Annotated in this window: 13 protein-coding genes and 1 other RNA gene; 12 read left to right on the top strand and 2 right to left on the bottom strand. The window is 46.0% G+C overall.

The window, feature by feature from the left end:
* Positions 1-149 precede the first annotated feature (149 nt).
* The 12 genes from BLU87_RS07050 to ssrA all read left to right on the top strand — a co-directional run bounded on the left by BLU87_RS07050 (position 150) and on the right by ssrA (position 15,802).
* Entirely contained in the window at positions 150-1,301 is a 1,152-nt protein-coding gene (locus BLU87_RS07050; RefSeq protein WP_245706403.1) for an aminotransferase class V-fold PLP-dependent enzyme, read from the top strand.
* A 57-nt stretch (positions 1,302-1,358) separates the two neighbouring features.
* Positions 1,359-2,675, top strand: coding sequence for a PhoH family protein (locus BLU87_RS07055; protein WP_092346127.1), 1,317 nt, complete (start codon positions 1,359-1,361; stop codon positions 2,673-2,675).
* A gap of 20 nt (positions 2,676-2,695) precedes the next feature.
* Positions 2,696-3,712: a tRNA (adenosine(37)-N6)-threonylcarbamoyltransferase complex transferase subunit TsaD gene (gene tsaD, locus BLU87_RS07060; RefSeq protein WP_092346129.1), complete on the top strand. Its 1,017-nt coding sequence runs from the start codon at positions 2,696-2,698 to the stop codon at positions 3,710-3,712.
* Positions 3,669-4,220, top strand: coding sequence for a DUF2062 domain-containing protein (locus tag BLU87_RS07065; protein WP_245706404.1), 552 nt, complete (start codon positions 3,669-3,671; stop codon positions 4,218-4,220). The genes tsaD and BLU87_RS07065 overlap by 44 nt, the downstream gene beginning before the upstream one ends.
* Positions 4,221-4,318: 98 nt before the next feature.
* Positions 4,319-5,107, top strand: coding sequence for a 16S rRNA (adenine(1518)-N(6)/adenine(1519)-N(6))-dimethyltransferase RsmA (gene rsmA, locus BLU87_RS07070; RefSeq protein WP_092346133.1), 789 nt, complete (start codon positions 4,319-4,321; stop codon positions 5,105-5,107).
* A 132-nt stretch (positions 5,108-5,239) separates the two neighbouring features.
* Positions 5,240-10,006: an NAD-glutamate dehydrogenase domain-containing protein gene (locus BLU87_RS07075; RefSeq protein WP_092346135.1), complete on the top strand. Its 4,767-nt coding sequence runs from the start codon at positions 5,240-5,242 to the stop codon at positions 10,004-10,006.
* A 288-nt stretch (positions 10,007-10,294) separates the two neighbouring features.
* Positions 10,295-11,113 carry a 3-methyl-2-oxobutanoate hydroxymethyltransferase gene (gene panB / locus BLU87_RS07080; protein ID WP_281242515.1) on the top strand — a complete coding sequence of 273 codons (819 nt, stop codon included), beginning with the start codon at positions 10,295-10,297 and terminating at the stop codon, positions 11,111-11,113.
* An 8-nt stretch (positions 11,114-11,121) separates the two neighbouring features.
* Positions 11,122-11,976, top strand: a complete 855-nt coding sequence (gene panC / locus BLU87_RS07085) for a pantoate--beta-alanine ligase (protein WP_092346139.1) — start codon at positions 11,122-11,124, stop codon at positions 11,974-11,976.
* Complete coding sequence (gene panP, locus BLU87_RS07090; RefSeq protein WP_092346141.1) at positions 11,969-13,597, top strand: pyridoxal-dependent aspartate 1-decarboxylase PanP; 1,629 nt, start codon at positions 11,969-11,971, stop codon at positions 13,595-13,597. The genes panC and panP overlap by 8 nt, the downstream gene beginning before the upstream one ends.
* A gap of 17 nt (positions 13,598-13,614) precedes the next feature.
* On the top strand, positions 13,615-14,889 hold the full coding sequence (locus tag BLU87_RS07095; RefSeq protein ID WP_175498290.1) for an amidohydrolase family protein: 1,275 nt from the start codon (positions 13,615-13,617) through the stop codon (positions 14,887-14,889).
* Positions 14,890-14,921: 32 nt separating this feature from the next.
* Positions 14,922-15,377: an SsrA-binding protein SmpB gene (gene smpB / locus BLU87_RS07100; RefSeq protein WP_092346145.1), complete on the top strand. Its 456-nt coding sequence runs from the start codon at positions 14,922-14,924 to the stop codon at positions 15,375-15,377.
* 74 nt (positions 15,378-15,451) lie between these two features.
* Positions 15,452-15,802, top strand: a transfer-messenger RNA (tmRNA) gene (gene ssrA / locus BLU87_RS07105).
* A gap of 21 nt (positions 15,803-15,823) precedes the next feature.
* On the opposite strand, the gene BLU87_RS07110 is transcribed toward ssrA, so the two are convergent.
* Positions 15,824-17,119 (bottom strand): tyrosine-type recombinase/integrase, encoded by a 1,296-nt coding sequence (locus BLU87_RS07110; protein WP_092346147.1) that lies wholly within the window; start codon positions 17,117-17,119, stop codon positions 15,824-15,826.
* A 64-nt stretch (positions 17,120-17,183) separates the two neighbouring features.
* Complete coding sequence (locus BLU87_RS07115) at positions 17,184-17,480, bottom strand: helix-turn-helix domain-containing protein (protein WP_092346149.1); 297 nt, start codon at positions 17,478-17,480, stop codon at positions 17,184-17,186.
* Between the last annotated feature and the right edge of the window lie 417 nt (positions 17,481-17,897).

Here is a 17,897-nt window from a genome sequence, read left to right on the forward strand (position 1 = left end):
AAAATGACAAATATGGTGAAAACGGTCTAATATCGAAGTAGACTTATTTCTTCAGTTCGGTCAAAAGTACCTATTTATGGGTTGTGCTTGTCGTTCTTATCAATATTGAGTATTCTTTCGCAGCTCAACCACAGCTTGGGGGCTTTTTTATGGATAAAATGAAACCAATATATCTCGATAATGCGGCAACCAGTCATCCGAAGCCAGACTCTGTCTACGTTGCCGTCGCTGAGGCGCTACGATCGGGCGGCAGTCCTGGTCGCGGTCATTATCAGCAGGCCATGTCTGCGGAACGGCTGGTTTTTGAGACACGAGAGCTTCTTGCTGAGTTTTTCAACGCTGGAAGTTCTGATCGCTTTGTCTTTACAGCAAATGCTACGACCGCCATCAATCAGGCCTTGTTTGGTTTATTGAAGCCTGGTGATCGGGTTGTGACGACCATGGTTGAGCACAATGCCGTCAGTCGCCCGCTCCGGGCGTTGCAGGATCGCGGTGTTGTCGTTGTCAAAGTTGCGGCTGATCCACAGTCCGGTAGCGTCTCTGAATCGGCATTGCAACAAGCGTGTCTAAGCGAACCAACGCGATTATTGGTGGTAAATCATTGCTCCAATGTTATTGGCTCAATTCAGCCTATAACAAATCTGGGACGCTGGTGTCATGATCATGGTATTCTTTTTATGCTTGATGGAGCGCAAAGCGCCGGATATCTACCGATTGATTTTCAGGCTCTGCATATCGACCTCTTTGCGGCTCCGGGGCACAAAGGGTTGCTGGGGCCTCAAGGCACTGGGTTTCTCTACGTTCAAGAGGATATCGAGCTAACGCCTCTTATCTATGGTGGGACTGGTGCCAATTCTCACTCTGATTTGCAACCTCCCTTTTTACCGGAACGATTTGAGTCAGGCACTCAAAATCTGCCCGGAATTGCGGGATTACTTGCGGGTTTGAGATTTTTAGTTGAGACCGGCGTAGACACAATTCGTGCCCGGGAAGTTGCGTTGTCCGATAGAATTATCAAAGGGTTCGCGAGTCTGGAAAGGGTCAAGCTTTATGGCCCTGATGATGCTATGTTCAGAGGTGGCGCTATTTCGTTCAATATTGCTGATCGGGATCCAGCAGAGGTCGGTTTTGCGCTGGATCAGCAACAAATTTCAGTGCGGGTCGGCTTGCACTGTGCTCCAGATGCCCACCGGTCGATCGAGACTTATCCGACCGGAACGGTCCGTGTGAGTCCCGGTTATTTTACGACTGATGCCGAGGTTGAAAGTTTCTTGCAGGTCATTCAAGGTCTATGCAATTGAGATGAAATGAATTCAACCGTTAACTGGGTATAAATTCCTTATAGAGAGGAGCTGGTTATGAAAAATTATATACTCGATACCAATGTTTTATTGCATGACCCTCAGGCAATATTTAAATTTTCAGATAACACCGTCATCTTACCATTAACTGTTATTGAAGAAATTGATCGTTTTAAAAAAGATCAGAGTGAGACAGGTCGGAATGCCCGGCAGATTTCTCGTATGATTGATGGCTTCCGTGCCCAGGCTAAATTGGTTGAGGGGGTTTCTCTTGAGAATGGGGGCATTCTCAAAGTTGCCATTTATAAACAGGATTTTTTACAAAAATTGCCCCCGGAATTGCGGAACGATCAAGGGGATAATCGTATCCTCGCTGTCGCCCAGGACCTTCAGAATAATCTACCGCAAGGGACGGTTTTCTTTGTCACCAAAGATATCAATCTCAGAATAAAAGCCGACACGATAGGCCTTTGTGCTGAAGACTATCAGAGCGATAAGGTTCCAATCGAAGATCTTTATACTGGGGCGAGTGAGATCATGGTCTCGCAGGCACAAGTTGATCAATTTTATGAGCAAGGGGCTTTGTCTATAGAGGGAGATTTTTTTGCTAATCAGGGGCTAACCCTCATTGATGAAACGAATTCATCGCACACTGCGATTGGACGCTATGATTCGATCAACAAGCAGATTGTCAACTTGATCAAGGTCCCCAAAGAAGGCGTCTGGGGAATATATCCACGGAACCGGGAGCAACAGTTTGCCCTTGATCTGCTTCTTAATGATGATATTCAGCTGGTTTCTCTGGTGGGGAAGGCCGGTACCGGTAAGACTCTCCTTGCAATTGCTGCAGGTCTGGTTAAAACAGCAGATGAAAATTCCTACACTCGCCTCCTTGTGTCGCGCCCCGTTTATCCAATGGGACGGGATCTCGGTTTCTTGCCCGGAGATATAGAGGATAAACTCGCCCCGTGGATGCAACCTATTTTTGACAATGTTGAACTGTTATTGTCTTCATATGATGAGGGGGGCAATCGGAAGCGTGGTTACCGGGAATTGATTGACATGGGACTGATGGAGATTGAACCCCTGACTTATATCCGTGGCCGTTCAATCCCTAAGCAATATATGATTGTCGATGAGGCTCAGAATCTGACTCCACATGAAATAAAAACGATAATTACCCGAGCAGGAGAGGGGACGAAAATCGTCCTGACAGGTGACCCCTACCAGATCGACAACCCCTATGTCGATTCAGCCAGCAATGGCTTATCTTTCTCTGTTGAGCGTCTAAAGGGGCAGGAAATAACCGGCCATATGACCTTAAGTAAAGGGGAACGTTCGTTACTTGCTGAATTGGCTGCAAACCTCCTTTAATCTTTTGATGATGGTTGATTATGTTGTTACTTGCCCTTGAAAGTTCGTGTGATGAGACCGCTGCTGCAGTTGTTAAGGATGGTCGTCACGTCCTCTCTAATATTATCTCCTCACAGGTCGATCTCCACGCTGTCTACGGTGGCGTTGTCCCCGAGTTGGCGTCACGACGTCACCTTGAAGTGATTAACCCACTCGTTGAAGATGCCTTGAATAAAGCACAAATACAACCGCAAGACCTGCAGGGAGTCGTGGTGACACGCGGACCGGGACTCGTGGGGGCCCTTTTGGTTGGCGTCTCTTTTGCCAAAGCTTATGCCTATGCCCTCAATATTCCGGTGCTTGGTGTCCATCATATTGAAGGGCATATTCAGGCTGTCCAACTGGAACAAAAGGTTGAATATCCTTTTTTGGCTTTAGCGGTCTCAGGGGGACACACTCATTTATATCGGGTCGATGGTATTGGTCGCTATCAGCTGCTAGGCCGAACCGTTGATGATGCGGCAGGTGAAGCTTTTGATAAAGTAGCCAAAATGCTGGGCCTTGGATATCCAGGTGGCCCTGTTATTGATAAACTTGCAGCGACAGATGACGATGGTGGAATTGTTTTTCCTCGGCCAATGTTGAAAAAAGATAATTTTAACTTCAGCTTTTCAGGGATGAAAACAGCTGTTTTGAACTATTTGCATACGCTTGAAGTGGCACCGGATGAAGTGACAACCCGTCAAATTGCCTGTGCTTTTCAAACTGCCGTTGTTGACGTTCTGACCCAGAAAGCAATGCGTGCGGCTAAAGCTGAAAATTTAAATCGTATCGTCGTCGCTGGAGGGGTTGCCTGCAACTCAGGGTTGCGGAAAAAATTTCTAACTCTGGAAAAATCCAGTGATATTAGGGTCTACTTCCCTTCACCTATTTTCTGTGCCGATAATGCCGCGATGCTCGCTGTTGCTGGAGACTATTATCTCGCACATGGTTCTTTCTCAGGGCTTGATTTGAATGCAGTATCCAACTGGCCGTTGGAACAAGTTAAAAGCATTTGATGTGAGAGCATCGCAAGGGTTGTTTATGTGGCGTCGCTGGGGCTTTTTCAGGCAATTTAAATTGAATGTGATTCAACTTGCTCGACTCCGTTCAGAGCCTGATGCGATTGCACGTGGAATGGCGTTGGGATTATTTATCGGGTTTACGCCCACCTTCGGGGTGCAAATATTCTTAGCCATTTTGTTTGCGTTTCTACTTCGTCAGAATAAAATTGCCGCATTCATCGGTGTCTGGATTACTAACCCTTTTACGGCTCCGATAATCTACGGGTTAGAGTATGAAATTGGCCGGATGTTACTTGGCATGCCACCACTGGGGATGAATCACTTTGCAGGTGAATTAAGTTGGTCTATGGGGATGAGTGTTGGCACCCCTCTGTTGCTTGGAAGTTTAGTCTTGGGGGTCCCTGTCGCTATTATTGGCTATTCGGTGACGGTGCGGCTGATTCCCAGCCTACGCCTGTGGAAAATTCCCCGTTGGCCGCGTCGACGCAACAAGTCACTTTAAAGCGATTGAGTTGCTCTCTATCGCTTATTATCCATGACCCACGAACGGTTATTTTTTAAGTTAACCCAGCTTGTTGCACACCTTCTTTCAAGGAAACTATGAACTATCAAACGAAAAAACGTTTTGGTCAGCACTTTCTTCATGATCGATCTGTTATTGATAAAATTATAACCGCAGCTCAATTGACCACGCAGACGCAAGTTGTTGAAATTGGCCCTGGCCTTGGAGTTTTAACCGATCAACTGTTGCCACGCTCTGCTCATGTTCGGGTCATGGAAATTGACCGTGATTTGATTGCTCTGTTGGAAGCTCGGAATGATCCCAAATTAACGGTGCATGCGGGAGATGTTCTCAAACTCCCTTGGCGGGAATATCTCAAACAACCTCCCTATACGCTGGTTGCGAACCTTCCCTATAATATCTCCAGTCAGATTGTTTTTCGCCTTATTGAGCACCGTGACCTGTTTCAAGGTATGGTGCTGATGTTTCAACGTGAAGTTGGACAACGTCTCGTGGCCCCCCCTGGCGGCAAAGATTATGGCATCTTGTCTGTCCTTACTCAGCTCTGGTTTGCTATGAAAACCGTGACTCTGGTTAAACCCGGTGCCTTTACTCCACCTCCGAAAGTGGACTCCATTGTTATTAGCTTCAAGCCTCTACCAACTCCGCGAGTGGCAGTCGTTGATGAGGTGATGTTTAAAAAAGTTGTCAAGGGTGCTTTTACGCAACGGCGGAAAACCTTGCGGAACAGTCTTCTGGCCAGTGGCTTTAGTGCTGCTGATATCGATTCTGCCCTCCAACAAGCCGCTATCTCTCCCGGTTGCAGGGGCGAAACATTGTCGCTGCAAAACTTTTCAGATCTGACTCGTTTTTTCTTTGAAAAATAAATTAAAAATTTATAAAACGGGGTTGATAACCGCGGATACGTGGTTTATTCTTTTTTAAAATCGCCACTGATAATTCTGTCTGTGGTTGAGTCTGAAAGTTTATTCTTTGTTGTTAATTTTGGGGAGTAAAACATGAAAGTGACTGTGACCCGAGGTGGTCGAACGTCAGAGGAGAGAGAGATTCTTCTTCGATCCGAAACGATTGAAAAAGAGTTGATCCGCCAGGGGCAAGAAGCTGGCCTTTCTGTAGATTTAGCGTTGGCTAATATTTTGCGGCAAGAGATTCCGGAAAATTATTTATCTTCTCTCTCTTTGTCTGATCTGGTGGCGAACCTTCTGCAAGCGAGCAAGTTTCTATCTTCGCATCGTACGGATGAAATTGTCGTTAAGTTACAGGCTCAGGAGACGCCTGGTCATTATTATCTTTTTACGAACTCACCAGATGCTAATCACATATTTTTCTCGCTTCAGGAATACCTCCATCGTCGTTCCTTACACTTCCGGGTGTTTTGTCACCCCATTCTCTCTGTCGTGCGTGAAGACGGTCTCCTGAAAAGGGTTTCTGAAGGGGAAAATAACCTACCGCAGGAATCATTTATCTGGATGGAATTGGAGCGTCTTCCTGTCCATAAAGTTGCTGATTTGGAGCAAGCCATTCGGACTATTATCTCCTCAGCCGTCAACATTCATCAACATCGACCGGCGATGTTGCAGAAGCTTACTGATCTGGGGAAAATTGCTGGGTTGAGTCAATATCAAGATCTTTATCAATGGTTACAACAAGAAAATTTCATCCCAGTTGCCAGTCGCAGCTACACCTATGCCAAAGGTGCTGATGCCAGCCATTTTTACGAGGAGAAATCTGAAGCTTTAGGTTTAGAGCAATTCTACGATCGGGCTTTTTATAAGGATCATCAGTCAGTTACTTTAACTCCGGAGAATGTTTTTCCTCTCTTGGGTCATGGCAAGAATGTTGACCTGGAGACGACCGAATTACGTTGCCCGTTGCACCGATTTGAGCGCTTGACCTACCTTGGCTTCCGTGAAGAGTTAGGCGATGACCAGTATCGTGAACACTGCTTTTGGGGCTTTTATACCCAGAAGAGTATTGATGAAAACACCTTTGCTATTCCAGCGCTGAAGCAACGAATTGAGCTGGCACAACAACAACTGAATATCCCTCCAGCCTGTCATAATTATTTGAAAACGATACAAATTATCAACAGTTTTCCGAAAATTGAACTGTTTTTGATGGGGGATGTAGAGCTGCGGCGCATGCTCCGTTCATTCACCCAGATGCACCGTCAAGCCGGTGTCAAAGTAGTTGTCGCTCCCAGCGCGTCAGAGGTCGCTTTAACCCTGATGTTGATCATGCCCAATGACTACTATCTGCCGGAACATATTGAACGGATGGAGCTCTACTTAAGACGCTACTTCCGTGCACTCTCGGTGGAATCCCGCTTGATTCATCTCGCTTCTGACTATTTGAGCCTCCATGTCAATCTGCAGCTGCAGGACAAAGATATCAAGATTGATTTGGTTCAACTGGAGCAAGGCTTAACCAAGGTAACGATGCCGTGGAAGTTGAAGTTCAGAGCTTTACTTGAGAAAAATTTTGCCGAAGATTCTTTCTCTACCTGGGAACGCTACAGCAAGGCATTCAATAAAGATTATCGTGCTCGGACTCATCCTCGGTTTGCCGTTCGCGATGTCTATAACATTGAAAAATTGTTGCATGACAAACGTGATGCTTTTGATCTTTGGGGACCTTTTCACGAAGATGACGATTACTATCGGCTGCAATATTATAGCTTCAGTCGCAGTTACTTGAATGATTTGATGCCGTTCTTGCAAAATCTGGATCTGCGGGTTTTACATGAGGTCGATTCAGATCTTCTGGTAGATACATCAAAAATCTATATTAAGAGTTTTGCCATCAAGCCTAACGCTGAAAACAGCTTGCCGTTTAAACAGATTAAATCCTTATTGTTAGAAACGCTGCGGGCGATGCGCAACCAGGAGGTAGAGAATGATTATCTCCATCGTCTGCAACCGTTGACAGGGCTCTCATGGCGAGAGATCGATGTTTTCCGCGGCTATCGAAACTATTATTTCCAATTGGGGAGCCCCTTTACCAAGAAGCGGGTTGCCGATGCGTTGGTGAATAATGCCAAAGTGGCACTGCTGTTGTACCGGTATTTCGAAGGGCGTTTCAAACCCTCTCCAAAGCTTGCCGATCCGATGACTCGCGAACTTGAAGTTCTCTCCCCCATCCGGCAGCAATTGGTGACAGCTCTTGAGGTTGTCAGTGATCCCAATGAAGATAAAATCCTGCGGACACTGTTTAACCTGATTGATTCAACCATACGAACCAACTTCTTCCTCCGTTATCAACAGGACGATTACTTTTTCTCCTTTAAAGTTAATGCGTTGGGCGTTATTGACATGCCATCACCGCGACCACTTTATGAAGTGTATGTCCATTCTGCAACGATGGAAGGGCTCCATCTGCGTGGTGGTAAGGTTGCTCGTGGCGGAATCCGCTGGTCCGATCGCCCTGATGACTTCAGAACCGAAGTCCTTGGTCTGGTCAAGGCACAGATGACTAAAAATGCTGTTATTGTTCCAGAAGGCTCCAAAGGGGGTTTCTTCACCAAGCGATACAGTGCTGACCGGGATGAGATGGGACAGATTGTCAAGGAGGCTTATCAGACGCTGATGCGTGGATTGTTGGATCTGACTGACAACCGGACAGAGAAAGATATCATCCAGCCCGAAGGGCTCATAACTTATGATGATCTTGACCCCTATCTGGTTGTTGCTGCTGATAAAGGGACGGCTCATCTTCCCGATACAGCCAACGCCGTCAGTGAATCCTATGATTTCTGGTTGGGCGATGCCTTTGCGAGTGGCGGTTCTCATGGCTATGACCATAAACAGTTGGGGATCACTGCACGGGGTGCTTGGGAAAGTGTCAAACGCTCTTTCCGGGAAATGGGGCATGATATTCAGACACAGCCATTCACCGTTGTGGGGATTGGTGATATGAGTGGTGACGTTTTTGGTAATGGGATGTTGTGTTCACGACAAACCAAGTTGCTGGCTGCCTTTGATCATCGCCATATTTTCCTCGATCCTAATCCCGATACAGAGATCTCGTATCAAGAGCGGCAACGTTTATATGATCTGCCCCGTTCCTGTTGGGATGATTATAACAAGGAGCTTATCTCTGCTGGCGGTGGGGTGTATTCTCGTCAGTTAAAAGAAATTCCTTTATCTCCCGAGGTTGCCGAGTGGCTTGGTGTTCGCCAGGGGAGTATCGACGTTCCTGGATTAATCAAGCTGCTGTTGAGGGCAAAAGTTGACTTGCTCTGGAATGGTGGCATTGGCACCTATGTTAAATCTTCACTGCAAAGTAATGAAGATGTTGGTGATCGTGCGAACGATCCGGTGCGGATTGATGGTATTGAGATTCGTGCCAAGGTCGTTGGTGAAGGTGGTAATCTGGGGTTAACCCAACTCGGACGGATTGAATATGCCTTAAATGGTGGGCGTGTTAACACTGATGCCATTGACAATTCTGCCGGTGTTGATACTTCTGACCACGAAGTCAATCTGAAGATCCTCTTGCGTCAGTTGCGATTCGAAGGGCACCTTAAAAACTTGGAAGATGGATACGAGCTACTGGGTGAGATGGAAGAGACTGTGTGCCAGGATGTTCTGGCTAACAATTATACCCAGACCCTTTCCCTCTCTCTGGATGAGATGCGTTGTCGTGACGATGTTGAACCCTATCTGGAATTGATTGACCGTTTGGTCAGCTCTGGATTGCTTGACCGCCGTGGTGAATTCTTGCCCAGTCGCAAAGAGGTTTCGAACCGACAACCCAACCGCCTGTTGCGGCCCGAGTTTTCGGTATTGTTAGCTTACAGCAAGATGTATTTGTTTAAAGCTCTGCTTGATTCTGAAATGCCGGAAAATAGTGTTGTTTCAAAATTGTTATTTGATTATTTCCCACAACAGGTGATCGATCGTTATTCAGACTCATTGAAACGTCACCCGTTAGCGAAGGAGATATCCGCGACCATTTTAACCAACCGGGTGATTGATCAGGCTGGGAGCGCTTTCCTGCAAACGACAAGTCGGATGACCGGTTGTCCTCAGGTCGAGGTTGCTAATGCCTATCTGATCTTCGACAACCTGTTGACAGGTCATGAGCTGCGACAGGCTGTTTTTGCTCTGGACAATAAAATGTCAGCAGAAAAGCAGTATCAACTGCTGCTGAAACTCGAAGATTTGCTCAGTTTCTTCTGCTCTTATGCGCTCAGTAATGGCATGACCATTCCATCATCAGAGCAAGATCTGGAACGTATTGCAGGACAATTACAAGAATACGCAATGTTGTTGTCCAAGGTTCTCCCTGCTGAGTCCTGGCAGCAATGCAAACAATTCCAGAAAGAATTGCAGGAGTGTGGATTAGCTAAAGAGGTTGCTTATAAGTTTGCTGTCCTTGATAGCTTGACAGACTTTTTACCGCTTATTTGTATGTTAGAGACGTCAGGGCAAAACCTCGAGCAACTTGCCAAGATCAAAGTTCTCGTTGATGCCAAGGTGAATAGTTCAGTGATCTACCAGTTATTGGACAAAGTTCCAGTGGTAGATAGTTGGGATCGTCGTGCGCGAGAATCTCTCGTTAGTTCGCTGCATGCTGTCAATGTCAGAATCATTCAACAAGTTGCGTTGGATGCTGCCGGACAACCAGAGAATTTCTTCTCGAAGCGGCGGCAGAAGATGCGGATATTTGAAGGGTTGAGGCAATCTTTGATTAATGAAGTGCCGCGCAATTTCCATCCGTTTACGGTGTTGTTGCGTTCATTGGAGAGTCTCCTGACGGCCTAAAGATGAAAACATAAAAGAAGGGCGGAGAGCATTCGCCCTTCTTTTATGAGCTGACAGAAAACTTGTGAACATATCTATATGGTTTTCTGCATGGACACTTGAAAGTAGCTGTGTTATATCCAATTGGAAGGCAATAGACCCGGGACGCGTACTGGAGTCGATGATGTTGTCTTCGGGAAACACGTAAATACCGCCTAGATCGATGGACTGGGACGGAAGGTAAATAAAAACAAGCATGTTTGCTTTGTGTCTGCCTTTCGTTCGTGCGAAGGGCTTTTTTTATTTCTAATGGAGATAAATACTGTGACGAAGCGCAATACAATACTCGACATCGGATTGATGAAACAGAAACAAGAGAAAATTACAGTTTTAACCGCCTACGATTATCCTTTTGCGCAACTTATGGATCGCGTCGGCATTGATGCCATTCTTGTTGGTGATTCGGTCGGTTCGGTATTTTCCGGTTATGATAATACCTTGCCGGTTACCCTTGAGGAGATGCTGTACCATACCAGGGCGGTTGTTCGGGGAGCTCATCAGGCGCTGATTATTGCTGACATGCCATTTATGTCCTACCAGGTTGATATCCGTGATGCACGCTTAAATGCCGGGCGTCTGATTAAAGAGGGTGGGGCGCAAGCGGTCAAGCTTGAAGGTGGTGAACATATGGCGACAACAATCCGCGCCATAGTCGATATTGATATCCCTGTTTGTGGTCATATTGGTTTGACGCCGCAATCCATTCATCGTATGGGGGGATTCAAAGTTCAAGGTCGTGAAGATGAACAAGCGCGACAGATTCTTGCCGATGCCAAAGCTGTTGAAGCTGCTGGGGCTTTTGCTCTCGTGCTTGAAGCGATCCCCCGGGAACTTGCAAAAATGGTTACCGATGCTGTCAGTATCCCCACGATTGGCATCGGAGCTGGTGCTGACTGTGACGGTCAAGTGCTGGTGATCCATGATATTCTTGGTCTCTGCGATAAATATTCACCTAAGTTTGTGAAACGCTACGCTGATATTTCGACGACTATTACAGCGGGGATTGAAGAATACATCAAAGAAGTTAAAGAGGGTGAGTTTCCAACCACAGCACATTCATTTAAGTAGAGATTATTATGGATATTATCAACACCATTGATGAATTGGATAAGAGGGTTGTTGCGGCGCAAGAAGCAGGGCAAAAGATTGCTTATGTGCCGACCATGGGATTTCTCCACCAGGGGCACCTATCGCTTCTGAAAGAGGGGCGTAAACGGGGTGATCTGTTGATCCTCTCTATTTTTGTCAACCCGACCCAGTTTGGCGAGGGTGAAGATTTTGAAGATTATCCGCGTGACCTGCAACAGGATAGCGCTGTCGCTCAAGCGGCAGGTGTCGATATTATCTTTGCTCCGACGGCAAAGGAGATGTACCCAGCGGGCTATGCAACTTATGTGAATGTTGAGGGGATCACCGAAACTCTCTGTGGAGCAAGTCGACCGGGGCACTTTCAAGGTGTCTGTACGGTTGTCAGCAAATTTTTTAACCTTGTCCAGCCACAGGTTGCCATCTTTGGTAATAAGGACTTTCAACAATTGACGGTGATCAAGAGGATGGTTAAGGATCTGCATATCCCGGTAGAAATCGTCGGGGTCCCCATCTTTCGTGAAGAAGATGGTTTGGCGATGAGTTCTCGCAATTTGTATCTGCAACCACAACAACGCAAGCAAGCACTAGTCCTGTCACGATCTTTGGCGCAAGCACAAGAGCTTGTCGCGCAGGGAGAAACCGATTCAGCGGTTATTATTGCACAATTAAAAGCAGAGATAGAGCGTCAACCCGATGCCCGTATCGACTACATCAAAGTTTGTCATCAGTTGACCCTGAAAGATCAAGAGATTGTGGATGCCGACTCGGTCCTTTTCCTCGCTGTCTATATCGGTACGACCCGCTTGATTGATAATGCTTATCTGGTATCAGATCATGACTGATACTGCTCTCGCAAACTTAGAAAATCTGTATCGTATCTTTACGGTACCAGAAGCCCCAGATTCCACTTTAGGGGCAGTTGATCAGGCGATCAGTGAAAATGTTGCCGATTTTCTCCAAAAACATATTGTTGCTTTAGAGCGTAGTTTGGATGACATCGAAAATGATTTCACGGCCTCCAAGATCCCTGAAGAGCCCTCCTTTGTTTCTGACTATGCTGAGTTTGTTAAGCAAAAGTTGGTTGCCCAATCGGTACACACAGCGGCGCCAGGTTTCGTTGGTCACATGACTTCAGCGCTCCCTTACTTTATGTTGCCGTTATCGCGGATCATGACCGCTTTGAATCAGAATCTGGTCAAGGTCGAAACCTCAAAAGCGTTTACGCCGATGGAGCGACAGGTGCTGGCTATGATGCATCACCTGATATATGGTCAAACTGAAGGTTTTTATAACCAGTGGATCCACGACAGTCAATCGGCTTTAGGTGCCTTTTGTTCTGGTGGCACTATCGCCAATACCACTGCACTTTGGGTTGCCAGAAACCATCTGTGTGCTCCAGACGGTGAATTTTCCGGGATTGCCAAAGCCGGTCTATTCAAGTCGCTGCAACACCTTGGTTGTGATGGCCTTGCCATTCTGGTGTCACGGCGTGCCCATTACTCTTTCGGTAAAGCAGTTGATCTGCTGGGGATCGGTCGAGACAACTTGGTGCTGGTCGATATTGATTATGATAGCCGGATCGACATGCAGGCCCTGCGGGCTGAGTACCTTAAACTGCAACAGCAGAATATCCGCCCCCTCGCTGTGGTGGGGATTGCCGGAACCACCGAAACTGGACATGTCGACCCCCTCAATGAACTAGCTGATTTTGCAGCAGAGATTGGTTGCCATTTTCACGTCGATGCGGCTTGGGGTGGACCAACTCTGTTTTCTGATCGTCATCGGCATTTGTTGGCTGGAATTGAAAGAGCCGATTCTGTGACGATTGATGCCCATAAACAACTGTATGTCCCGATGGGGGCCGGGATGGTGCTGTTTAAAGATCCACTCGCTCTGTCGGCGATTGAACATCACGCGAATTACATTTTGCGCCATGGTTCCAAAGATCTTGGCAGTCATACTCTCGAAGGGTCACGCCCAGGGATGGCGATGTTGGTCCATGCCGGATTGTCAATCATTGGACGCAAAGGTTATGAACTCCTGATTGATCTGGGGATCGAGAGGGCGCGCCATTTTGCCGATTTAATAAACCAACATCCCAACTTTGAACTCATCACTGCTCCAGAATTAAATATTCTCACCTATCGCTATAACCCTGCATGGTTACAAGATAAAATGGGGCAGCTTGATAAGGATCAACAGCAGAAGGTGAATTGCTTGTTGGACTTAGTCGTTCAGGAAGTTCAAAAGCGGCAGCGTGAAGCAGGGAAGACATTCGTTTCCCGAACAAGACTCCTTTCTGCCCTCTATCCTGATGGACAGATTTCCGTATTTCGCTCCGTATTGGCAAACCCTCTGACGACTGATGAGATCCTGTCGGTCGTTTTGCAAGAACAGTGTGCAATCGTCAAAGAGACCGAAGTCCAGAATCTGATGACCGAAATAGAACAAATTTGCGGCTAAAACCTATGGATACCAACTTGGGATGTATTTACACCGCAAAATTTCTGCTCTCTGGAGATGCTCCACTTCTCGAGGGCGGCGCGTTACTTGTCCATAGGGGGAGAATCGTCACTACCGGTCCTCTTTCTGAGGTCATAAAAAATCATCCCGGTTTAGAGGTCGTTGATTATGGTGATGCTCTTATCGTCCCGCTTCTGATCAATGCCCACACCCATCTCGAATTGACTGATTTTCCTCTGTGGAATGCTGGGGCAGGGGAGGAGCCACCTCCCAAAGATTTTGTTGCCTGGATTCTGCGGCTGATCGGGGTTAAACAAAAACTTAAAGAGAGCCACTATCGTTATTCATTGCGCAACGGTATTGCTCAATCTATTGCTGCGGGGACAGGAACTGTTGGTGACATCCTCTCACAACATGCGCAGAGATATAACTTCAAGGGGTGTCCCTTATCGGGAGTATTGTTTCTTGAAACTCTTGGTCAGGATCCTGCGATCATCCTCCGGCTGAAGAACGGGTTGGATGAAGCGTTAGACGATGAAACTATTGACTCGCTGGCATTAGGTATCTCACCCCATTCCCCTTACACGATCAGTCGAGATTATCTGCAGAGCCTCTACCACAACTGTCAGTCACGAAAAATTCGCTGTACAACTCATGTGGCTGAATCGCCTGATGAGGTCGATTTTGTTGAGCAAGGTACGGGGTCGTTGGCTCACCGACTCTACCCCTATATTGGCTGGGAGCAATATCTGCCACAACCCACCGGATTACGGCCCCTTCAGTATATTGAGCAACAGGGTGGACTGTTTCCGGAGAACCTGCTTGTCCATGGCGTGCAACTTAGCACTGATGACATTGCCCTATTGGCAAAAAATCAGATGTCTTTGGCCCTTTGTTCCCGTTCAAACGCAAAGCTCAATGTGGGCAAAGCTCCTGCGGGAGCTTTACATCGCGCCGGGGTCAATTTAGCTTTGGGAACCGACAGCTTGGCCAGTTGCGACAGTCTCTCTATTTGGGACGAAATGGCTTTTGCCCACCAGTGGTTTGAGGGGGAACTTGACGCACCCACATTATTCCATATGGCAACTCGAGGGGGAGCAAAAGCGCTAGGGATGGAAAAGGAAGTCGGGGCACTAAATATAAAAATGAGAGCCGGATTCCAGGTCCTCCGGCCAAAAACAAGTGTTGCCAGGAACGAAATTTTCGATTATTTTGTATCTCCTGCCTGTGCAAATGATATTATCCAAGTGTATCATCATGGTCAACCGCAGTTGCCGAACATAAACCTCTGATTCAATTATTCATTTAAGTTGTTGGTATCATTATGGGAATTAAAATTATCGCGACCAATAAAAAAGCTTATCATGATTATTATATTGATGAGACTTTTGAAGCTGGAATTGTCCTGACAGGCACAGAGGTGAAGTCCATCCGCGGTGGTAAAGTGAACCTCAAGGAGTCTTTTTGTCGGATCAAAGACGGTGAATTATTTATCAATAATATGAATATCGCTGCCTATGATTTTGGTAATCGGGAAAATCACGACCCAACCCGAATGCGTAAGTTACTTCTGCACCATGTTGAAATCGATAAGCTGATCCGTTTAACCGAACAAAAAGGTTTAGCGATGGTGCCGACGAAGATCTATTTTAAGAAAAATTATGTTAAGATCGAAATCGGTGTTGGGCCAGGGAAGAAATTGCACGACAAACGGGAAACGCTAAAACGCAAAGAAGCTGATCGAGAAATGGCCAAGGCGATTAAAAGATCGTATCAGTAGATTTCTCTGATTAAGTATGAGATAATGCTTCTAAGAAGACAGTTTAAATAACTGAAAAACAATAACTTTTATAAGGGGGTGTCAAGGTTTCGACGGGAGAAGGAAACGAAGTGTCGCATGCCGGAGTGGGCTGGCTCCGTAACAAGCCCAACTTAACTAAACGCAGATACTGACGTTAGTTACGCACTAGCAGCTTAATGCTGCTACGTCTTTTCATTCATTGCCTGTGTGGGTGCCGAGACGTTAATTTAGCAGGCTAGTTATGAAGATTGACTGTGACTTCATAGCGAAACTAAAGCAGACTCGCTTGGTGAGTATCCTGTCTGTGGGAGCCTCATCCAGTTAAATTAAAATGCAGACTAAGCATGTAGAAGCCTTACGTGGATAGCTTTCGGACGCGGGTTCGATTCCCGCCACCTCCACCAGTAAAAGTGGTGTAAAAACAGCTACTTGACTAATCTCAGGTGGCGACTTTCGCCATTCTTTCGCCATTCTTTCGCAGTTGTGGAAGGGTGGCGTTTGTTTTTTCGGTTCAAAAAGTCTGGTCCGAAATAGGCGACCATTTTTTCTCGATCCTCTTCGAGACCTTCGGTATAGTGCCCGTATTCTTCATAGATCATCTTCTTGGAACCGTGGCCCATTAGGCTGACGAGACGATTCGGATCCATGCCCATGGTCAACGACCATGCAGCGAATGAATGCCGTATCGAATAAGGGACCTTGTAACTTTGGCCAGCAACTTCAAGAGCTGGTTTCCAATAATTCTGCCGGAACGATCCTTCGCGAAAAGTTGCCCCAGTTTTTGTAGTAAATAAATATGGCCCTGTTGCCTGATAGACGGCTTCATCCAGTCGCTTCTGGAGAGCTTTCGTGATGAAAATCTTGCGTTTCCTGTAAACATTTTTAAGTTCATCTTTTTCGTGAGCACGGACAATGGAGTTTCGTATTATCAGGTAATCACCATCAATGTCTTCTTTGCGAAGACCGGCCAGTTCTGAGGCGATCAGTCCGGTCATAATCATGACTTCTGCTGCGCATTTGTAATGAGGATCCAAGTGCTTTAGCAAGTCGATCCAGTCGTCAAAGCGAAAGACTTCTCGCTGAACCTTTTCAGCGTGTGGCAAGTGCTTATCCTTCTTGCCAAATGGGTCAGGCATATCCCACCGGTATTCATCACAAGCGTCTTCCCAAATTGCGCGAAGTGGGATCATGATGTTTTGAATACTCTTACGAGACAATCGCTTTCCCCTTTTTTTCCCTCTAAGGTGTTTCAGGCCATTGATGAACTTTTCAACTTCAACCCGGTTGAACTGAAAAAATGTTTTTGTGCCAAGGAAGGGGATGATTCTACAATCAAGTGCTTGTTCGAAATCACGCTTTTTCCCTTCTGAGTGAGAGGTTGAAAGAATGTTGTCTCTCCAGTGTTGAACGTAGTCAGACACGAAAACCTGATGAGGTTGAGGTCTGTACGCCCATCCCTCGCGTTCCGCAAAATATTTTTTTTCTTCTTCCTTTGCACAAGGAAAAGCTTCTGCAAACTTGAAAGTACTGTTTGCGATGTCTCGCATAATTCTGTCCAGAAGCTGGTCAAGTGCAACTCTATTTTCTAGAGTGTCGGGCAGACGTGAGGATTTCTCTATACGTTTTCCAAAGTACCTGCCAGTTACATACAGCATGTTGGAGCCATTTTTTCTTGCTATCTTCCATCGCTTGCTATTGGCAATACCACTGCCTCGTTCCATGATTCTTCCTTTCTAAACCTCCTTTCGTTTCTGGGTTGTCCACCCTTAATGATAGCGCAGGAGATTATTTCCCGTAAGACAAATTAATTCCTTCCTGAAGTGTGGATTTTTGAAGTTGGAGTGCTTCTGGCTTTGCTAGCCTTTTCTCGTTTGCTTCGGCGTAAAGGATTTCGATGACTGTTGGCCAAAGTATGCGTATCACAGACCTGATTCTTACGTAGTGCTTACCGTCAACAAGCTCACCGCTAGCAATCCAATCATGCGCGGTGCTTTTTGCCACTTTCATTTTTTCGGCAAAATCTTCAACCGTTAGCAGATCGCAGTTGTCGAAGTCGGGCTTAATATGTGATCCCATTGCCACTGCTCTATATCCTTTAAAATCATCCATAGGAGAAGGATAAAATATTTTTTAAGAGAATTGGGTGGTGAAAAACACTCTAAAAGCACCTTTTTCTGACGAAATAATATAACTAAATTGGTTTTGTATAGAAAAAGGTCAAAAATGGGGTTTTTTCAAACGCAAATCACAATCAATTTACAGTACGCTTTAAATGATCATCACAAAGGGATTTAGAAATAGGATAGAAAGTATGATCTTTTAAAATATTTCTATGAAACGAAAACGTGAAGAAGACTTTTTTGATAAGACATAGTTTCATAATGTTTACAAAGAATTTTTCATTTAGGTAGTTTTCGTTGAAAGATACTATCTGGGAATTTATACGATCTTCTCGATCTTGATCTTATTATGAAAAATAAAGACTTCACATTGCGAGGT

The sequence above is a fragment of the Desulfuromusa kysingii genome (assembly GCF_900107645.1).
Taxonomy (GTDB): Bacteria; Desulfobacterota; Desulfuromonadia; order Desulfuromonadales; family Geopsychrobacteraceae; genus Desulfuromusa; species Desulfuromusa kysingii.

Excerpts from the sequence above, each read along its gene's own strand:
- BLU87_RS07050 (WP_245706403.1), top strand. The coding sequence starts at position 150 with ATGGATAAAATGAAACCAATATATCTCGATAATGCGGCAACCAGTCAT.
- BLU87_RS07055 (WP_092346127.1), top strand. The coding sequence starts at position 1,359 with ATGAAAAATTATATACTCGATACCAATGTTTTATTGCATGACCCTCAG.
- tsaD (WP_092346129.1), top strand. The coding sequence starts at position 2,696 with ATGTTGTTACTTGCCCTTGAAAGTTCGTGTGATGAGACCGCTGCTGCA.
- BLU87_RS07065 (WP_245706404.1), top strand. The coding sequence starts at position 3,669 with ATGCAGTATCCAACTGGCCGTTGGAACAAGTTAAAAGCATTTGATGTG.
- rsmA (WP_092346133.1), top strand. The coding sequence starts at position 4,319 with ATGAACTATCAAACGAAAAAACGTTTTGGTCAGCACTTTCTTCATGAT.
- BLU87_RS07075 (WP_092346135.1), top strand. The coding sequence starts at position 5,240 with ATGAAAGTGACTGTGACCCGAGGTGGTCGAACGTCAGAGGAGAGAGAG.
- panB (WP_281242515.1), top strand. The coding sequence starts at position 10,295 with ATGGAGATAAATACTGTGACGAAGCGCAATACAATACTCGACATCGGA.
- panC (WP_092346139.1), top strand. The coding sequence starts at position 11,122 with ATGGATATTATCAACACCATTGATGAATTGGATAAGAGGGTTGTTGCG.
- panP (WP_092346141.1), top strand. The coding sequence starts at position 11,969 with ATGACTGATACTGCTCTCGCAAACTTAGAAAATCTGTATCGTATCTTT.
- smpB (WP_092346145.1), top strand. The coding sequence starts at position 14,922 with ATGGGAATTAAAATTATCGCGACCAATAAAAAAGCTTATCATGATTAT.
- BLU87_RS07110 (WP_092346147.1), bottom strand. The coding sequence starts at position 17,119 with ATGGAACGAGGCAGTGGTATTGCCAATAGCAAGCGATGGAAGATAGCA.